The following is a 14,692-nucleotide window of genomic DNA, read 5'->3' as shown; positions in this document are numbered from 1 at the left end:
GCACATGGACGAAGCCGCCGTTCGCGACCGTCTCCGGTCGGTCGAGGATCCCGAACTCGGCGACGACATTGTCTCTCTCGGGCTGGTCAACGAGCTCACCGTCGAGGGCGACACAGTCGACATCGACCTCGCGCTTGGTGCACCCTACTCGCCAACCGAATCCGATATCGCCGCCGAGATTCGCCGCCTGCTCGAAGGCGAGGGACTCGAGCCGGACCTCTCCGCGAGCATCCCCGACCGAGACGACTTCGAAACCGACGAACAGGTACTGCCGAACGTCAAGAACATCATCGCCGTCGCCTCCGGGAAGGGCGGCGTCGGCAAGTCGACCGTCGCGGTCAACCTCGCGGCCGGCCTCTCCCAGCTCGGCGCACGCGTCGGCCTCTTCGACGCCGACATCTACGGGCCGAACGTGCCGCGGATGGTCGACGCCGACGAGCCGCCGATGGCGACCGAGGACGAGACGCTCGTCCCGCCAGAGAAGTACGGCGTGAAACTGATGAGCATGGCCTTCCTCACCGGGAAGGATGATCCGGTCATCTGGCGCGGCCCGATGGTCCACAAGGTCATCACGCAACTGACGGAGGACGTCGAGTGGGGCCACCTCGACTACCTCGTCGTCGACCTGCCGCCCGGGACCGGCGACACGCAGCTGACGATGCTCCAGACCATGCCCGTCACGGGCGCGGTCATTGTCACGACCCCGCAGGACGTGGCACTCGACGACGCCCGGAAGGGACTCGAGATGTTCGCCAAACACGACACCGTCGTATTGGGCATCGCCGAGAACATGTCGACGTTCGCCTGCCCCGACTGCGGCGGCGAGCACGACATCTTCGGCTCCGGCGGCGGCGAGGAGTTCGCCGAAACCCACGAGATGCCGTTCCTGGGCTCGATCCCGCTCGATCCTGCGGTTCGGGAGGGCGGTGACGGCGGCCAGCCGACAGTGCTCGACGACGACAGCGAGACGGGCGATGCACTCCGAACGCTCACCCAGAACGTGGCGAACAACACGGGAATCGTCCACCGGCAGGGCGTCTCCCAGGGCCGACAGCACGACACGCCGTCGCTGGATCAATGACGGGGACTGAAGGCACAGCGGTACTGACGGACGGCGGCGAAAGCGCCGATGAGGGCGAGTTTGCCCCAGACCCAGAGCGCGTCGAACGCATCCGCGCCATCGCTGACGACGTCCGCGGCGACTCGAGTGAGAGCAAGCAACTCGCGAACATCCTCTACCGAACCAGCGACCTCTACGACGAGACCGAAGACACGTCACCCGAGGAAATCGTCCGCAACGTCAAGTTCATTCTCGAGGTCAACGAGCGCGGCGGCCTGGGTCGCTGACCAATACAGCGACAGTCGCGGCGTTTTTAGTCTCGCCACTCGAGTACCCGCTGTGGACGCGAATCAGCAAACGTGGGCGAACCCGTTTAGCATGGACGAGAAGTGTCGGAACTGCCCGGCACTCTGCGAGACGCGCACGCAGGTCGTCCACGGCTACGGCGACGTCGGCGCGGACTTCCTGTTCGTCGGCGAGCGGCCGACCGAGGCGGCCGACGAGACGGGGATTCCGCTGGTAGCCCGACCGGCGGCGGGCGACACAGACACCGAGACAGATCTCCGTCGCATCCTCGAACGCCTCGCGCTCTGCGATGCGACCTCGCCTGCAGACCGGCCCGCACTCGAGAACGTGTACCTGACGAACCTCACGCGCTGTCGCGATCCGGAGCGGCCGCCGACCGACGAGGAGATCGACACCTGTGAACCCTACCTCAACGCCGAGATTCGGATGATCAACCCCGAGATTCTGATCCCGATTGGCGAACGCGCGCTGGCAGAACTCGGGACCGAGTACACCACGACGCCTGCAGACGAGTTGACGCTGCCCGACGCACACGCGACGACGATCCGCGGCCGTGGCTTCGAACTGGTTCCGATGATCGATCCGCGCGAGCAGTCAGAGGACCAGACGCAGGCGTGGGTCGAGCACTTCGCGTCGCTGATGGCATCGGATTATCGCCAGACGAAGGGACGGCAGGAACGGTAGCGGACGGTAACGAGCGGACGAGAAGGCGCTATACTACCAGTACGGATTCTCCCGCCAGCGCTTCGAGCGCGCGCCGACAACAACCAACACTCCCACGACAACCACCGTGAGCCCGAGCGTCGCAATCGTCGGCACGAACAACGCACCGGGGGACTCGAGTAGGTAGCCAGTGACGAATCCGTAGACGCCGAGGACGGCCAGCACGCCGATAGACAGCGCGCCGAGCAGTCCCGGAATCGTAAGTGATCGAGTAGCCATACGCGAGTGCACAGACTCCACGATTATAATACGTCCGAGTTTCGCGGTGCTGTCGGGTCGTGAGTTGGGTCGATATAGCCCCAGCACGACTCGTCTCCGGCAGAGCGCCCAGCAAAGCGCCGCGTTCAAGAGTTCACGGCCCCGACCACCGCACATGATCGTCGTCGTTTCCGTCGACCCGCCGCGTCCGGGACTCGTGCTGTCGTCGCTCGTCGAATCGACACCACTCACCGACACCGACGCCGTCGCGCTCTACGAAGCCGCCGTCACCGATACACTCCGCGCCGCCGAGCAAAGCGGCGGCGAGGTGCTGCTCAACTACCGCGACGAGGACACACTTCCCGCCGAGTTCGGCGACAACATCGACACCGACACCGACACAGACGCCGACACCGACGCCGAAGCCGAAATCCGAACGCTCGCTGCGGATGCACTCGAGTCGGTCGCCGCTGCCGACAGTGCAGACGACGCCCCCGTCCGATTCGAACGCCAGGTCGGCTCCACACACGCGGCGCGCATCGGCAACACCGTCACCCATCTTCTCGAGCGCGAGGGGGCTGACGCCGTGGGGGTACTCGAGCCGACGGTGCCGCTGGTCGCCCGGACCGAAATCGACGGCGCGGCGATGTCGTTGCGCCGCCACGACACCGTGATTGGTCCGTCATCGAACGGCCGGGCGTACTTCGCGGGCTTCAGCGAGCCAATCGATTTCACTGATGCCTACGAGACGCCAGCGGTATCGACGCTTGCGACGCAGGCAGCAGCCGCAGACCACAGAATCGGATTCGCGCCCATGCTCCCGACGATCGGGACCGAGGCGGGACTGTGTGCGACGCTCGCGATGCTCGAGGCCCGCAAACAGGCCGGGCGATTAAATGCAGAGGCGACGGCAACGGTCGTCTCTGACCTAGGGCTCTCGGTTGGCGATGACGAGCAACTCGAGCGGTCGTAACCGATAACCCTTTTTGAACGCACGAGGAAGACGCATGTGAGGTGGGGTGGCAGAGCGGCCCAACGCGCCTGCCTTGAGAGCAGGTGGCTGTCAAGCCTCATGGGTTCAAATCCCATCCCCACCGTTTTCCGCGAACAACAACGACGAGCGTAGCGAGGAGTCTGTGAGCGGAAGACGTCACGCTGGGATTTGAATCAGGGAGGAGCTTTGCTCCGACCGTGGTTCAAATCCCATCCCCACCGTTTCTTACTTCACCTTCCTAGATTTGACGGACGAAGTCCGCGCAGTCTGGCAATCCTTCTGACCTCTACAATTACTCCCCAACTGGCGTTCCTTGTGACATCCTGTTGCCGTCATTGACGATAATTCCAATAATGGAAATGAACATTCCAAAATATATAAGGCCCCAATGTTGCTCATTTGGGAAAAGAGCCCCTACAAGAGTCACTTGTAATCCGAACATCACTAATTTCACTCCTTTCATATTATGCGTGAAATGCTGTTTTCATGATTTAGTTGTTTGAGGTTTCCAGTATGCAGCAAGCATATTGTAGAATTGGTTCTATAAATTTCTACCATAATTATAACTCAGTTAGTAAACCACAATATGTAGCAAGCGCATCCGTAACATCATCCGCCCAATCACGGTTGTAGTTCCAATACGGCGGTGAACGACATGGCCTACGAGGCGTATCCTATCTTGGACTTACTGTCCACTAGCGCGTAGAAAAACGAACTCCCGAAGAACGGTCGTTCTGTCGACGCGACACCGCGACCGAAGGCACAAAAAGTGTGCTACCGGTAGGACAACTCGAGTTCCCGTGCGCGCTCCAGCAGTGCGTCGTCGTAGTGGTCCTCGGTCTGGGCGGGCCGTGTCTCGTCGATGGCGCGGACCTGCTGGATCGTGTTACGGAAGACCTTGAACGTGGCTTCGTCGACCATCTGGCCGTCGAGCGTCACGGCACCGGTACCCTCGCGTTTGGCCTCGTTGAACCGTTCGATCTTGCTCACGTCGCGTTCGAGCTCTTCGGACGTCGGCATATGGATCGTGTTTGCCTGGATGGTCTGCTTGGGATAGAGCGACCAGGAGCCGTCGAGTCCGAGGTGTGCTTCGTGTTCGACCTGATCCGCATAGTCGTCGGCGTTGTAGTAGGTCAGCCCGGCGCGTTCTTTGAACAGGTCGTCGAACGGGCCGCCGATCGAGAGCAGGCCGCCGGCGCTGGCCTCGTTCGAGAGCTCCTCGAGAAGGCCGTCCCAGCGCGGGCGGCCGTCACCGAGGTCGCGGCCGCCGAGTTCGGCGGTGTAGTCGACGGGACCGAAGACGAGCGCGGTGAGCCGGGAGTCCTCGCCGAACTTTGCGATCTTCCGGAGGTCGGACTTCGCGCGGCCCGTTTCGATGATGATCGAGAGGCCGATCGAGCCGTCGGGGTGGCCGTGTTCGGACTCGGCCTCGGCGACGACTTCGGCGGCGCGTTTCACGTCTTCGAGTCGGCCGACCTTGGGGACGACGACGCCCTCGATTTCGTCGCCGAGTTCGGCGACGAGCTGGTCGATCTGATTCTGCCCCTTCTCACGATAGTCGGCGTCCTCGTAGCTCCACTCGACGCGGGGCCAGATTTCGCCGGGGAAGTCGTACTCGGGCACGCGGTCGATGGTGTTCTCCAGGCCTTCGGCTTTCATGTCGGGTGCGGTGCCGTCCTCTAAATCGGGGACGAGCCAGTCGGGTGCCTGGAAGCCCTCGGCTGCGAGGCCGGAGACGAGGTACTTCGCCGAGTCGTCTTTCGGAACGGCGGCCGGTGCGGTCTGGAAGGTTCGGCAGAGTCGGATGTCGTCGGTCATAGCAGATATGAGTGTGTTGTTTGTTGGAAGCGTGGTCGCACGTACTCGTTAGGCTGTGCGCTTCTGGATTTCCGCTGTTCTGGTTCCCGAGTAGACGGGTTCGTCGTCCTGGTTGAACGCGATGTGTTCGAACCGGACCGTTCCCGCTGCGTCGGTGGACGCATCGTCTTCGGCGTCGAGGACGCGCGTGAACGCGTAGACGGTGTCGCCGGCCGCGACGAACGTGTGGAACTGCTCGTCGTCGAAGCCGACCTCGCGCCAGGTCTGTTCGTCCGAGCGCGCGTGGCCAAGCGCGGTCGATCGGGTCACGTCGCCGTAGGTGACGATATCGCCCGACGGCGAGTCGGCCATCACGTCGATGTTGTGGTGCTGTTTGGCCGTGTTCAGCGTCGCGAGCGGGAGCGAGGCGACGGTTACGTCGTCCTGCGTACGGCCGCGCTCGTGGCGATAGGCAACTGCGGCGTTCTCGTCGTCTCCCTCGGCCGTCTCGAGTGCAGCCACGAAATCCTCGAAGTAGCCGCCGTCGGGGGTGACGAACGTTTCGGGGAGCGCAGGGGTGTTGTCGCCGTTTGCGTCGGCGTCGGCCGTTGCAGCACTCCCGCCGCCGTCCGTCGCAACCGGCTCTCGCCGCGGAATCATGTTCGTCCGCTCGTACGAGCAGAGCACGTCACCAGTCTCGGCGTCGGTGCCGCGCGTTCGCCACGTCACGATGCCGAACTCGGGACGGGAACTCGAGGTCGCCGTCGAGACGACCTCGCTTTCGACGTGCAGTTCGGTACCGGCGTAGACCGGCGTGCCAGGGAACCGAACGTCTGTCCGGCCGAGGAAGTAGCCTCCTTTCTCGCTCAGGTCCTCGACAGTGATGCCGAGCGTGGCAGCGGTGAGATAGTCCGGATGGATCGGCGGTTCGTCGAAGCCGCGCTCCGCGGCGGCGTCGGCGCGCCAGTAGGCCGGGTCGTGGTTGAGCGTCTGGCTCATCCATGACTCGTTCCCCCAGCGGGTGAGCGTGAGCCCGGGGTCGTGTTCGAGGAGGTCGCCTTCCGAGAAGTCCTCGAAGTAGTTGCCCTTCTCCTTCGTCTCGACCTGTTCGAGTGCCTGTGCAAACGTGTCGGGATCGGTCCAGTCGATCGGTCGCGGTTCGGGTTGCTCTCCGCTCCCGGTGTCGGTGTCGGTGTCGGAATCCCGTTGTGGCTCTTTAGTCATCTGCAGTAATTTCGTCAGTTTCTGTCTCTGTCTCTGTGGTCTGCTCGCGATTCCGCTGGGTGATGGTCCGTCGCATCTCGTTTTCGACGATCATGTAGCCCTCGTCGAACCCCATGCCGGGCTTTGCGAGCACCTGTGCGGCATCCGTCGCGAGCGCGACGTGTGCGCAGGCGCGTGCGGACGTTTCCGTTTCGTTGCAGGTCCCGCCGAGATAGGCGCGGGTCTCGGTGCCCTCACAGTACCGAACGGCCTGTCCGCTGCGGTGGATCCCGCCGAGGTCGGGCGTCTTGATCTGTACGACGTCGGCCGCGCCTGCGTCGACGAACGCCTGCACGTCCTCGAAGGTGTTACACCACTCGTCGGCGACGATATCGACGCCGACGCCAGCTTCTTGCAGCCCTGTCCGAAGCTCGACCATCGCCTCGATCTGTGCCTCGCGACTCCCGGCGTCCATCGGTCCCTCGATCTGGATCGGGTACGGCGCGGCGGCCGTCTCGAGTGCCCCGAAGTAGTCGATCACCTCGTCGCGGTCGTAGGGCGCGCCAAACACCTCGCCGATCATGCCGTAGACGTCGATGTGGAATCGCGGCTCGTAGCCATCGGGACCGAGTTCCTGCGAGCGCTCGGTGAGCCACTCGACGTACTCGAGTAGCGTCTCTCCATCTTCCCCAATCTTCTCGACGCTGTTGATCAGCGCGTGCGGGAGGACGGGGACGCCCTTGATGAACATCTTCTCGGTGTTGGCGTAGCGGTTGTCCCCGGATTGCCCGAAGACGGGTACGGGTTCGGTCGCGGGCTCCGTGCCGAGGGCGTCGGCGAGGACGTCGGTTCGGGTTGTCCCCTGGGTTGCGGCCGCGGCGGCGAGAAGCGCCTGGGAGACGCCGTAGCGGATCGCGGTGTGCAGTCGTTTGTCGTCGATTTCGAGGTCCTCGAGAAGGTCCGCGTTCGCGAGGAACTCGGTCGCGTCGCGTCCGGCGAGTGCTTCGGCGACGGGGCCCTCGACGACGGGAGCGTACTCTGCAGCCTGAAAGAGCGGATCGCGCCCGCCTGCGCCGGAGTACTGGACTGCGGCACAGTCGCCGCGATGCGTAGTGCCGTCGGCGAGTTCGATATCGACGATGAGGGTTTCGCCGGCCTGACGAATTTCGTCGAAGCCGTCGGTGATGGGCTCGCCGTCGTAGGTGAACCCGTCCTGTTGGGCACCCTGTTTGATCGCGCGCTGGTCGTCGAAGAAGAACCCGGAGTAGCCGGGCGTCGCGTGGATGTCTGTGATCTGCATTCTCGATGTATGTGCGTCGTAGTCGTAGTCGTAGTCGTGCTCTTAGACGTCCCCCGCGTTCTGCGGGCGACCGATGAGTTTTCCGTCGCTGATCGCGTCGACGTCGTCTGCCACCATGCGGAACGACTGATCGCGGCCCTCGGTGTCGGCGCGCCGCGAGAGTCTGGCCTTGTGGATCTCCTTGATATCGTCGTCCATCGCGAGGTCGGCCCACTCGAAGATGCGGACGCGACCGTCGTCGTCGCGAGCCGGGAGGACCGCCCCTCGTGCGCTGTCACTCGGCGCGAACGGCACGTCGAGTGCCCCCGAGTCGAACGCCTTGATAGTTCCCTGGACGACGTCGCCGTCGCCGTGCTCGAAGATGGTGTCCATCAGACACCGGGTTTCGCGCTCGATCAGGTCCTGTTCCTCCGCGATGCCGTCGATGTCGATCTCCTGTTCGATCGCCATATCGATGACCTGGCGCGTGGTGCGCAGGCCCGAGGCGTTTGCCTCCTTCGTCGGCACGCCCTGGAACTCCTGGGGCGACTTCGTGATAACCTTGTCCGGCTGTGCGATGGCAGCGGTCATCCCGCCGAGGCTGATCACGCCGTTGGCGCGGGCCTCGTCCGGCGGGAAGCCGCCCATCCACTCGTGGAAGACGGTCGTGACGACGACCTCGTCGGGCAGGTACTCGTCGCCAAGCTTCTGGAGTGCGTTCAGGGCTGCAACGTCCTGGACGACGTTGCCGACCTGTCCGTAGCCGAGGGTAATCGAGCGCACGCCCTGCGTCGCAGCGAGCTGGCCCTCGACGATCATGATCGCGATCGCGATCGATGGCGGAACCAGCGTTCCCGTGAGGGGACCGAACGGCTCGCGGTTGATCCGCACTCCGCGCTCCGTGTAGGCTCCTGCGAGCCGGTCGACGAACTGCCACTTCTCGATCGTCTCCTCGAGTCCGTGGCGTTTCGTGTACGGAATGTTGTAGGAGATCGGCCCGCCCTCGAAGCTCTGGAAGCCGCCGGCGAACGTGATCGCCGCCAACAGGCGCGCGTCTGGCGTCCCGTGGCGGACCTCAATCGGGGCGTCGATCGCCTCGATCAGATTTCGACAGTCCTCCACGCCGTGGTTGACCGCCGGAAACCCGTTGAGGGTGTCCTCACCGGTCTCGCGGGCCTTCTCGAGTCCCTCCTGTGCCTTCCCGTACTCGTTGTCGCGCGTGTACGAGTCAATCGTGGTCGGCAGGAGGTCTGCCTGCCCAGATTCGTGGAGGTACTCGAGTAGCTCGATCTGATCGTCGAGTCGCGGGACGCCGGCTCGTGGCTGCAAGAGTGGCTTGTCCGCGTTCTCGAGGACGTCGGCGAACTGTTTGTGGGCGGGCAGTGACTCGTGGTAGTCGATGGCTTCGTCGAAGTCGACTGCGTCCCCCGTCGGCCAGTTGGACCGGATTTCGTCGTCGATACGCCGTAGCTCGTCGGCTGGAATGCGTTCGTCTCGTATCATCGAGGCCTCTATGAGCTGATGGTCGCGCGCTCGGCCTCCGTCGTCGTGATCTGGAGGTCCTGTCGGAGCGCAGCGATTGCCTCTTCGGGATCAGTTTCGGAGTTGAAGACCCGGTCGAAGCCGAGGTCTTCGAACGTTTCCCGCGTCTGCTCGAAGTCGTCCTGCCCGACGGCGAGGTTGCCGCCGATGTAGGTGAGTGCGTCGACGCCTTCGGCGTCGAGCACGTCGTGGAATCCCTGGCAGTCCTGCTCGGCGTGTCCGTAGAGCGATGAGACCAGTACGGCCTCGGCATCGTGTGCTACTGCGGCCTCGGCGAACTCCTCCTGGGAAGTCTGGACGCCGAGATTGATGACATCGAAGCCAGCTGCACTGAATGCCTGCTCGAGGATCGTAATGCCGACGACGTGGGCGTCAGAGCCGATCACGCCGAGGACAACCGTTTGGGACATCGTATGCAGAACCATGATGGACTCCGGTATAAAGTTAATGATCTTCCATGATAATATACCTTAAACACCTTAGCTACCCCTCAATGACACAAGTTCACACCTACATGATCAATAGTAAAGGTTTAGATATCGCTATCGCAACGACACCATCATGGGCGCACTTTCGAATCTGCGCGTGCTGGATCTGACGCAGGTCCTCGCGGGCCCGTACTGTACGATGTTACTCGCGGACATGGGCGCTGACGTGGTCAAAATCGAACGACCTGGCGGCGACCTCATCCGCTCGAATCCGCCGTTCGTCGACGACCCCGAGAAGGAAGCCTACGGCGGCTACTTCCAGAGCGTCAACCGCGGCAAGCGCAGCATCGAACTCGACTTCAACGACGACGAGGACCGCGCGGACTTCCTCTCGCTGGTCGAGGAAGCCGACATCGTCGTCGAGAACTACCGCGCGGGCACGATGGAGAAGTACGACCTGGGCTACGAAACGCTCACCGAGTACAACCCACAGCTGATCTACTCCTCGATCCGTGGCTTCGGCGATCCGCGCACGGGCGAGACGGACCGACAGGGCCAGCCCTCCTTCGACCTCATCGCACAGGCGCTCGGCGGCGTCATGGAGACCACCGGCCAGGAGGACGGCCCGCCGACGAAGGTCGGCCCCGGTATCGGCGACCTCTTCACGGCCACGCTGAACTGTATCGGCATCCTCGCCGCCGTCAACCACCGCGAGCAGACCGGCGAGGGCCAGTACGTCGACACCGGGATGTACGACTCCATGCTCAGCCTGACCGAGCGCGCCATCTACCAGCAGTCTTACACCGGCGAGGCACCCTCCAGACGGGGTAACTCCCACCCGACGCTGTTCCCCTACGACGCGTTCGAAACCGCGGACGGTCATACCGTCATCGCCGCCTTCGGAACGAATCACTGGAACGAAGTCTGTGACGCGATGGGCCGCGAGGACCTCGCCGAGGAGTACCCCACCGCTGCGGAGCGCCTCGAAAACCGAGAGTCGCTGCGCGAGGAAATCGCCGACTGGGCCAGCGGACTGACCAACGACGAACTCGTGGGGACACTCGAGGGCCGGGTCCCTGTCGCACCGGTCCAGACCACCGAGGAGATTTTCGAGGACCCGCACGTCGAAACGCGAGAGATGCTCGTGCCGGTGGAACAGCCTGGAACGGACGAGGAAGTCGAGATCGCGGGCTCGCCGATCAAGATGACCGAGACGCCGCCGCAGCCACGTGGTCGCGCGCCGTTGCTCGACGAGCACCGGGAGGAGGTGCTCGGCTCGGATAAGGAAACGACTGATGTGGAACAGGCGGCTGACGACTAGCTGACAACGGTAACAGACTGGCAACGACGACAGACTGGAAACGACAACAGACTGGCAACGGCCACAGCTTGGATCAGATGCCCGATTTTCAGTTTCCTGGTTTGTTCCTGTGTCATGTTGACACACATGACCACTGATAAGTAAGGCGCGCCCTTGCTCCGGATATGTCACCACGTGACGACACGGACACCGAGTGGGACAGTACCTCCTACGACGGAAATCACTCGTTCGTCTTCGAGTACGGTGAGGACGTCGTCGACCTGCTAGAGCCAGCACCGGACGAACGAATCCTCGACCTCGGCTGTGGCACCGGCCATCTGACCGACCAGATCGCACGAAGCGGCGCTGACGTCGTCGGACTCGACGCCTCTGGGGAGATGCTCGCCGAGGCCCGCGAACGCTATCCCGACCGCGAGTTCGTCCGCGCAGACGCGCGCGACTTTTCCTTCGAGGCCGAGTTCGACGCCGTCTTCTCGAACGCGGCGCTGCACTGGATTCCAGACCAGGACGCCGTCCTCGACTCCGTCGCGGCGTCACTGCGTCCGGGCGGCCGGTTCGTCGCCGAACTCGGTGGCGTCGGCAACGTGCAGTCGATCGTCGAGGCGGTACGCGCCGCCGCGGGCGAGCGCGGGTACGATGTCGACTCCCCGTGGTACTTCCCGAGCGTCGGCGAGTACGCAACGGTACTCGAGTCCACCGGCTTCGAGGTCCGGTATGCGACGCTGTTCGATCGGCCGACGGAACTCGACGGCGGCGTGGACGGGCTGACCTCGTGGCTCGAGATGTTCGGTGATGAGCTATTCGCGGAGGTCCCAGAAGCCGAACGCGCGGACGTGATTGGGGCGGTCGAGGACCGACTTCGTGACGAGTACTTCGTCGACGGGACGTGGGTTGCAGACTATCGTCGACTTCGTGTCGTTGCTGTTCGGCCCTCTGAGGTCGGTCTGGTTCGCGAGACGAATAGACGGTGACCGATCTGGCGCTACAGCAGGTGTAGAGCAGCCGTGTCAAGCACGAAACCGAATCACTCCAGCGACTCTGCGTACTCGACCTGCTTCTGTCGGAAGCCCACCTCGCGGTAGAAGCGACGCGCGTCCTCGTTGTGCCACTCACAGGAAACCTTCAGGTGGTCACAGCCGCGCTCGTGGGCTAGCGCTCGCACGCGCTCGATAACCTTCGAGCCGTGGCCCTGATTCCGATGTACCTCGTCGATCGCGAGGTTCACAATACGGAGAGACTTCGAGTAGCGCCGCGACGGGTGAGAGCCCTCGCAAAGCGTAACGAAGCCGATCGTGGTGTCCTCGTGGACGATCAGATAGTCCGTGATCGACTCGTCGTCGAGATGCGCCCGAAAGCCGTCGTCGGGGACGTCATCGAGGGCGGTGTACTCGAGTTCGTTCAGTTCATCGTACGGTTCCATCGCGGTTGCGAGTGCGTACCAGCGAGAGACGAGATCCTCGAGGTCGGTTGCGCTGGCTTCGACGAGTTCCGGAGCCATACGATGAGTGGTCGGCGTTCGTTCTTGAACGTGTGGACGGTGTGAGTCACCCTCACAATCGATTTGTGGGGGCGTTCTCCGTGTATGCTGTTCCTCGCCGTTTGAGGGACGAGCGGCAAGCGACGCGAGCAAAGGCAACCCTTTTGCGGGACCCACACACACGTCCGAGTATGAGTTCGGACTGGCCACACGACCCCGACGGGGAGGAAGGCAGCGAGGGGATGCGCAAGTACGACATGGCGATCATCGCCAAGAAGGTCGACGAGGAAGAGGACTTCCCACTCGAGCGCGACGAGTTCGTCGCGGAGTACGGCGACGACCCAATTCGGGTCAACTATCAGCGAGTCGTTTCGCTCAGCGACATCTTCGAGTACGTCGATCAGGCGGAGTTCGAGACGATTATGGACATGCACAAGGCAGTCGGTGCGGCGATGCGCGAGGGTGACTTCTGGGAGTACCACCCGAAGGGAGCCAATCCGGAGAAGAAACGCGCCTGAGTCCGGTCTCAGTTCTGTCTCAGTTCCTGTTTCCGTGCAGCAACCAGCTTCCGCCGCTGGCCCATGGATCCTCGATACCGTAGGGCGCATCACGAATCTGGATTACGTATCACTTATACGATGGTGGCCGAAATCTTCGGGTACCGTGACTAACACGCAGGTAACGCTCGTTCAGATCGACAACTACGGACCGTGGACCGTGACGCCGGAGCCGCGACGCGAGGCCGACCTCCAGACGTTGCAATCTCGCCTCTACGCCGACATCTCTCAGTTCGTCGGTAACCGCGGCGGCTACACCTTCTTCACTCGCTTCGACAACATCATCGCGGTAACGAACGGGCTGTCGATGGACGATCACGAACTTCTCCAGGAATCCGTCGGCAACCGCTACCCCGTGACGCTTAGCCTCGGCGTCGCGACTGGCACGACGCCCGTCCAGGCGCTCGCCGATGCAACCGCGCTCATCCAGGAAGCCGGCAGTGCACAGGACAAGAGCCGCCGAGAGTGTCTCGACGGGCGGACCATCGAGGACGGCCACCGAACCACCGACGACGTCCAGATCGCCCACTTCGACGTCATCGACGCGACCGGTAACTACACCGACGAACTCAACGCCTTCGACACGTTCATCGAGATCGAGCAGGGGTACGCCGAACTCATGCGCCACATGCGCCACGCCCACGATAGCCTCTCGTTCTTCGTCGGCGGTGACAACATCATTGTCACCTGTCCCGACCTCACCGAAGGCGACTACGAGGACGCCATCTTCCACGTCGAAGAGGCCGTCGGCGTCGAACTCCAGGTTGGCGTCGGCCGCGGCGAGAACGCCCACGACGCTGGCTTCGACGCAAAGCACGCACTCGAGACGTGTCGGGCTGACGGGACGCGTGTTGAACTCGAGTGGAAGTGAGAACAGGGCGAAACGAGAACAGCTGGCCTCGTGAACGACAGCAGGAGGCCCGGTTTGTACCCGTAATCACAGAACTTCGCCGGCTGGCCGCTTAAGTGTAGTGGAGGTAGTTTTTAGCCCGACCACGCGGTTTGTTCACATATGGAATCAGAACTGTCGGTCAGGGACGTCTTGACGAGCGAATACGTTGGCGTGAGCGAGTCGGATACTGTTCAGGGCGCGGTCTCACTGATGCGAGCAGAGCAGACTGGCTGTGTGCTCGTCGTCCGCGGCCCCGATCCAGTCGGCATCATGACGGAGTGGGACGTGCTCGGCCTCGTTGAGGACGGCGGTGACCCGGCGGAGACGACTGTCGGAGAAATCATGACGTCGCCGGTGATTACAGTCGATCCGACGCAGTCGGTACCGGACGCGGCAACGATCATGGCTCGCGAGAGTATCCGAAACCTCGTCGTCGATAGCAACGACGAGGTGCTGGGGCTCGTCACCCAGCGGGATATTATTGCGGCCGCGGGGTCGTTCCAACCCACGACGCAGTCTCGGTCCCGGAACCAGTCCAGCGATCCAGCGGCAAACGGATTCTCCGAGGAGGAACCAGCCGACGAGCGACTCGCAGCCATGCCGCTCACCGGAACTGAGCACGAGCCACAGGACCAGATTCAGCCAAACGGCGGCGACGAGTACTCGACACAGGGCGTCTGTGAGACCTGTGGCTCACTCGCGGACGAACTCTGGGATTCGAACGGGCAGTTTGTCTGCTCGGACTGTCGGAGCGTATAGCGAGACACGGATTCGGACTCCGGTTCGATTCGAGCGGTTGACTCGACAGTTCGGTTCATTCGTTTTTGTCCGGGTTCGGACTCGCATTCGCACTCGCACTTGCACTTACATCCACGCCCACACTCGCACCCGCACCCGCGCTTGCGTTCCCATTCG

Annotated in this window: 16 protein-coding genes and 1 tRNA gene; 10 read left to right on the top strand and 7 right to left on the bottom strand. The window is 63.0% G+C overall.

Going from position 1 to position 14,692, the window contains the following annotated elements; translation table 11 throughout:
* The first annotated feature begins 4 nt into the window (after nt 1–4).
* The 3 genes from NMAG_RS16180 to NMAG_RS16170 all read left to right on the top strand — a co-directional run bounded on the left by NMAG_RS16180 (nt 5) and on the right by NMAG_RS16170 (nt 2,050).
* A complete protein-coding gene (locus tag NMAG_RS16180; protein ID WP_004215872.1) occupies nt 5–1,081 on the top strand; it encodes an Mrp/NBP35 family ATP-binding protein in 1,077 nt (358 codons plus the stop codon).
* Entirely contained in the window at nt 1,078–1,347 is a 270-nt protein-coding gene (locus tag NMAG_RS16175) for a hypothetical protein (RefSeq protein WP_004215873.1), read from the top strand. Before NMAG_RS16180 ends, NMAG_RS16175 begins: the two co-directional genes overlap by 4 nt.
* Nucleotides 1,348–1,438: 91 nt before the next feature.
* A complete protein-coding gene (locus NMAG_RS16170) occupies nt 1,439–2,050 on the top strand; it encodes a uracil-DNA glycosylase (RefSeq protein ID WP_004215874.1) in 612 nt (203 codons plus the stop codon).
* 33 nt (nt 2,051–2,083) lie between these two features.
* Here the strand turns inward: NMAG_RS16170 and NMAG_RS16165 are convergent, their stop codons facing one another.
* Nucleotides 2,084–2,308, bottom strand: coding sequence for a hypothetical protein (locus tag NMAG_RS16165; RefSeq protein WP_004215875.1), 225 nt, complete (start codon nt 2,306–2,308; stop codon nt 2,084–2,086).
* Between the two features lie 154 nt (nt 2,309–2,462).
* Between NMAG_RS16165 and NMAG_RS16160 the strand changes: the two genes are divergently transcribed.
* Together NMAG_RS16160 and NMAG_RS16155 are read left to right on the top strand one after the other, a co-directional pair.
* A complete protein-coding gene (locus NMAG_RS16160) occupies nt 2,463–3,260 on the top strand; it encodes a hypothetical protein (protein WP_004215876.1) in 798 nt (265 codons plus the stop codon).
* 40 nt (nt 3,261–3,300) lie between these two features.
* Nucleotides 3,301–3,384: transfer RNA gene (locus NMAG_RS16155), tRNA-Ser, on the top strand.
* A gap of 671 nt (nt 3,385–4,055) precedes the next feature.
* Here NMAG_RS16155 and citE read toward each other — a convergent pair.
* From citE to glmS, 5 genes are read right to left on the bottom strand one after another with little or no spacing between them, the layout of a single operon-like run.
* On the bottom strand, nt 4,056–5,099 hold the full coding sequence (gene citE, locus NMAG_RS16150) for an L-malyl-CoA/beta-methylmalyl-CoA lyase (RefSeq protein ID WP_004215877.1): 1,044 nt from the start codon (nt 5,097–5,099) through the stop codon (nt 4,056–4,058).
* 48 nt (nt 5,100–5,147) lie between these two features.
* Entirely contained in the window at nt 5,148–6,302 is a 1,155-nt protein-coding gene (mch, locus tag NMAG_RS16145) for a 2-methylfumaryl-CoA hydratase (protein ID WP_004215878.1), read from the bottom strand.
* The gene (locus NMAG_RS16140; protein ID WP_004215879.1) at nt 6,295–7,581 is read right to left on the bottom strand and encodes a methylaspartate ammonia-lyase; all 1,287 of its coding nucleotides are present in this window, start codon (nt 7,579–7,581) and stop codon (nt 6,295–6,297) included. Before NMAG_RS16140 ends, mch begins: the two co-directional genes overlap by 8 nt.
* Nucleotides 7,582–7,623: 42 nt before the next feature.
* On the bottom strand, nt 7,624–9,063 hold the full coding sequence (locus NMAG_RS16135; protein WP_004215880.1) for a methylaspartate mutase subunit E: 1,440 nt from the start codon (nt 9,061–9,063) through the stop codon (nt 7,624–7,626).
* 8 nt (nt 9,064–9,071) lie between these two features.
* Nucleotides 9,072–9,527, bottom strand: coding sequence for a methylaspartate mutase subunit S (glmS, locus tag NMAG_RS16130; RefSeq protein ID WP_004215881.1), 456 nt, complete (start codon nt 9,525–9,527; stop codon nt 9,072–9,074).
* 136 nt (nt 9,528–9,663) lie between these two features.
* Here glmS and mct point away from each other — a divergent pair, with 136 nt between their 5' ends.
* On the top strand, nt 9,664–10,851 hold the full coding sequence (gene mct, locus NMAG_RS16125) for a succinyl-CoA:mesaconate CoA-transferase (protein WP_004215882.1): 1,188 nt from the start codon (nt 9,664–9,666) through the stop codon (nt 10,849–10,851).
* Nucleotides 10,852–11,015: 164 nt separating this feature from the next.
* Complete coding sequence (locus NMAG_RS16120) at nt 11,016–11,822, top strand: methyltransferase domain-containing protein (RefSeq protein WP_004215883.1); 807 nt, start codon at nt 11,016–11,018, stop codon at nt 11,820–11,822.
* Nucleotides 11,823–11,875: 53 nt separating this feature from the next.
* Here the strand turns inward: NMAG_RS16120 and NMAG_RS16115 are convergent, their stop codons facing one another.
* Complete coding sequence (locus NMAG_RS16115) at nt 11,876–12,349, bottom strand: GNAT family N-acetyltransferase (RefSeq protein ID WP_004215884.1); 474 nt, start codon at nt 12,347–12,349, stop codon at nt 11,876–11,878.
* Nucleotides 12,350–12,519: 170 nt separating this feature from the next.
* On the opposite strand from NMAG_RS16115, the gene NMAG_RS16110 reads away from it, so the two are divergent.
* The 3 genes from NMAG_RS16110 (at nt 12,520) to NMAG_RS16100 (ending at nt 14,536) form a co-directional block, all read left to right on the top strand.
* Nucleotides 12,520–12,846 (top strand): DUF5785 family protein, encoded by a 327-nt coding sequence (locus tag NMAG_RS16110; protein WP_004215888.1) that lies wholly within the window; start codon nt 12,520–12,522, stop codon nt 12,844–12,846.
* A gap of 145 nt (nt 12,847–12,991) precedes the next feature.
* Entirely contained in the window at nt 12,992–13,756 is a 765-nt protein-coding gene (locus tag NMAG_RS16105; RefSeq protein ID WP_004215889.1) for a GTP cyclohydrolase III, read from the top strand.
* Between the two features lie 141 nt (nt 13,757–13,897).
* A complete protein-coding gene (locus NMAG_RS16100; RefSeq protein ID WP_004215890.1) occupies nt 13,898–14,536 on the top strand; it encodes a CBS domain-containing protein in 639 nt (212 codons plus the stop codon).
* Nucleotides 14,537–14,692: the final 156 nt, after the last annotated feature.

The sequence above is a fragment of the Natrialba magadii ATCC 43099 genome (assembly GCF_000025625.1).
Lineage (GTDB): Archaea > Halobacteriota > Halobacteria > Halobacteriales > Natrialbaceae > Natrialba > Natrialba magadii.
The sequence above is the reverse complement of the archived record's forward strand: the minus strand, read 5'-3'. Positions and strand labels throughout refer to the sequence as shown.

Coding starts and splice junctions, on each gene's coding strand:
- NMAG_RS16100 (WP_004215890.1), top strand. CDS start 13,898: ATGGAATCAGAACTGTCGGTCAGGGACGTCTTGACGAGCGAATACGTT.
- NMAG_RS16170 (WP_004215874.1), top strand. CDS start 1,439: ATGGACGAGAAGTGTCGGAACTGCCCGGCACTCTGCGAGACGCGCACG.
- NMAG_RS16135 (WP_004215880.1), bottom strand. CDS start 9,063: ATGATACGAGACGAACGCATTCCAGCCGACGAGCTACGGCGTATCGAC.
- NMAG_RS16120 (WP_004215883.1), top strand. CDS start 11,016: ATGTCACCACGTGACGACACGGACACCGAGTGGGACAGTACCTCCTAC.
- citE (WP_004215877.1), bottom strand. CDS start 5,099: ATGACCGACGACATCCGACTCTGCCGAACCTTCCAGACCGCACCGGCC.
- NMAG_RS16115 (WP_004215884.1), bottom strand. CDS start 12,349: ATGGCTCCGGAACTCGTCGAAGCCAGCGCAACCGACCTCGAGGATCTC.
- NMAG_RS16175 (WP_004215873.1), top strand. CDS start 1,078: ATGACGGGGACTGAAGGCACAGCGGTACTGACGGACGGCGGCGAAAGC.
- NMAG_RS16165 (WP_004215875.1), bottom strand. CDS start 2,308: ATGGCTACTCGATCACTTACGATTCCGGGACTGCTCGGCGCGCTGTCT.
- mch (WP_004215878.1), bottom strand. CDS start 6,302: ATGACTAAAGAGCCACAACGGGATTCCGACACCGACACCGACACCGGG.
- NMAG_RS16160 (WP_004215876.1), top strand. CDS start 2,463: ATGATCGTCGTCGTTTCCGTCGACCCGCCGCGTCCGGGACTCGTGCTG.
- NMAG_RS16180 (WP_004215872.1), top strand. CDS start 5: ATGGACGAAGCCGCCGTTCGCGACCGTCTCCGGTCGGTCGAGGATCCC.
- mct (WP_004215882.1), top strand. CDS start 9,664: ATGGGCGCACTTTCGAATCTGCGCGTGCTGGATCTGACGCAGGTCCTC.
- NMAG_RS16110 (WP_004215888.1), top strand. CDS start 12,520: ATGAGTTCGGACTGGCCACACGACCCCGACGGGGAGGAAGGCAGCGAG.
- glmS (WP_004215881.1), bottom strand. CDS start 9,527: ATGGTTCTGCATACGATGTCCCAAACGGTTGTCCTCGGCGTGATCGGC.
- NMAG_RS16140 (WP_004215879.1), bottom strand. CDS start 7,581: ATGCAGATCACAGACATCCACGCGACGCCCGGCTACTCCGGGTTCTTC.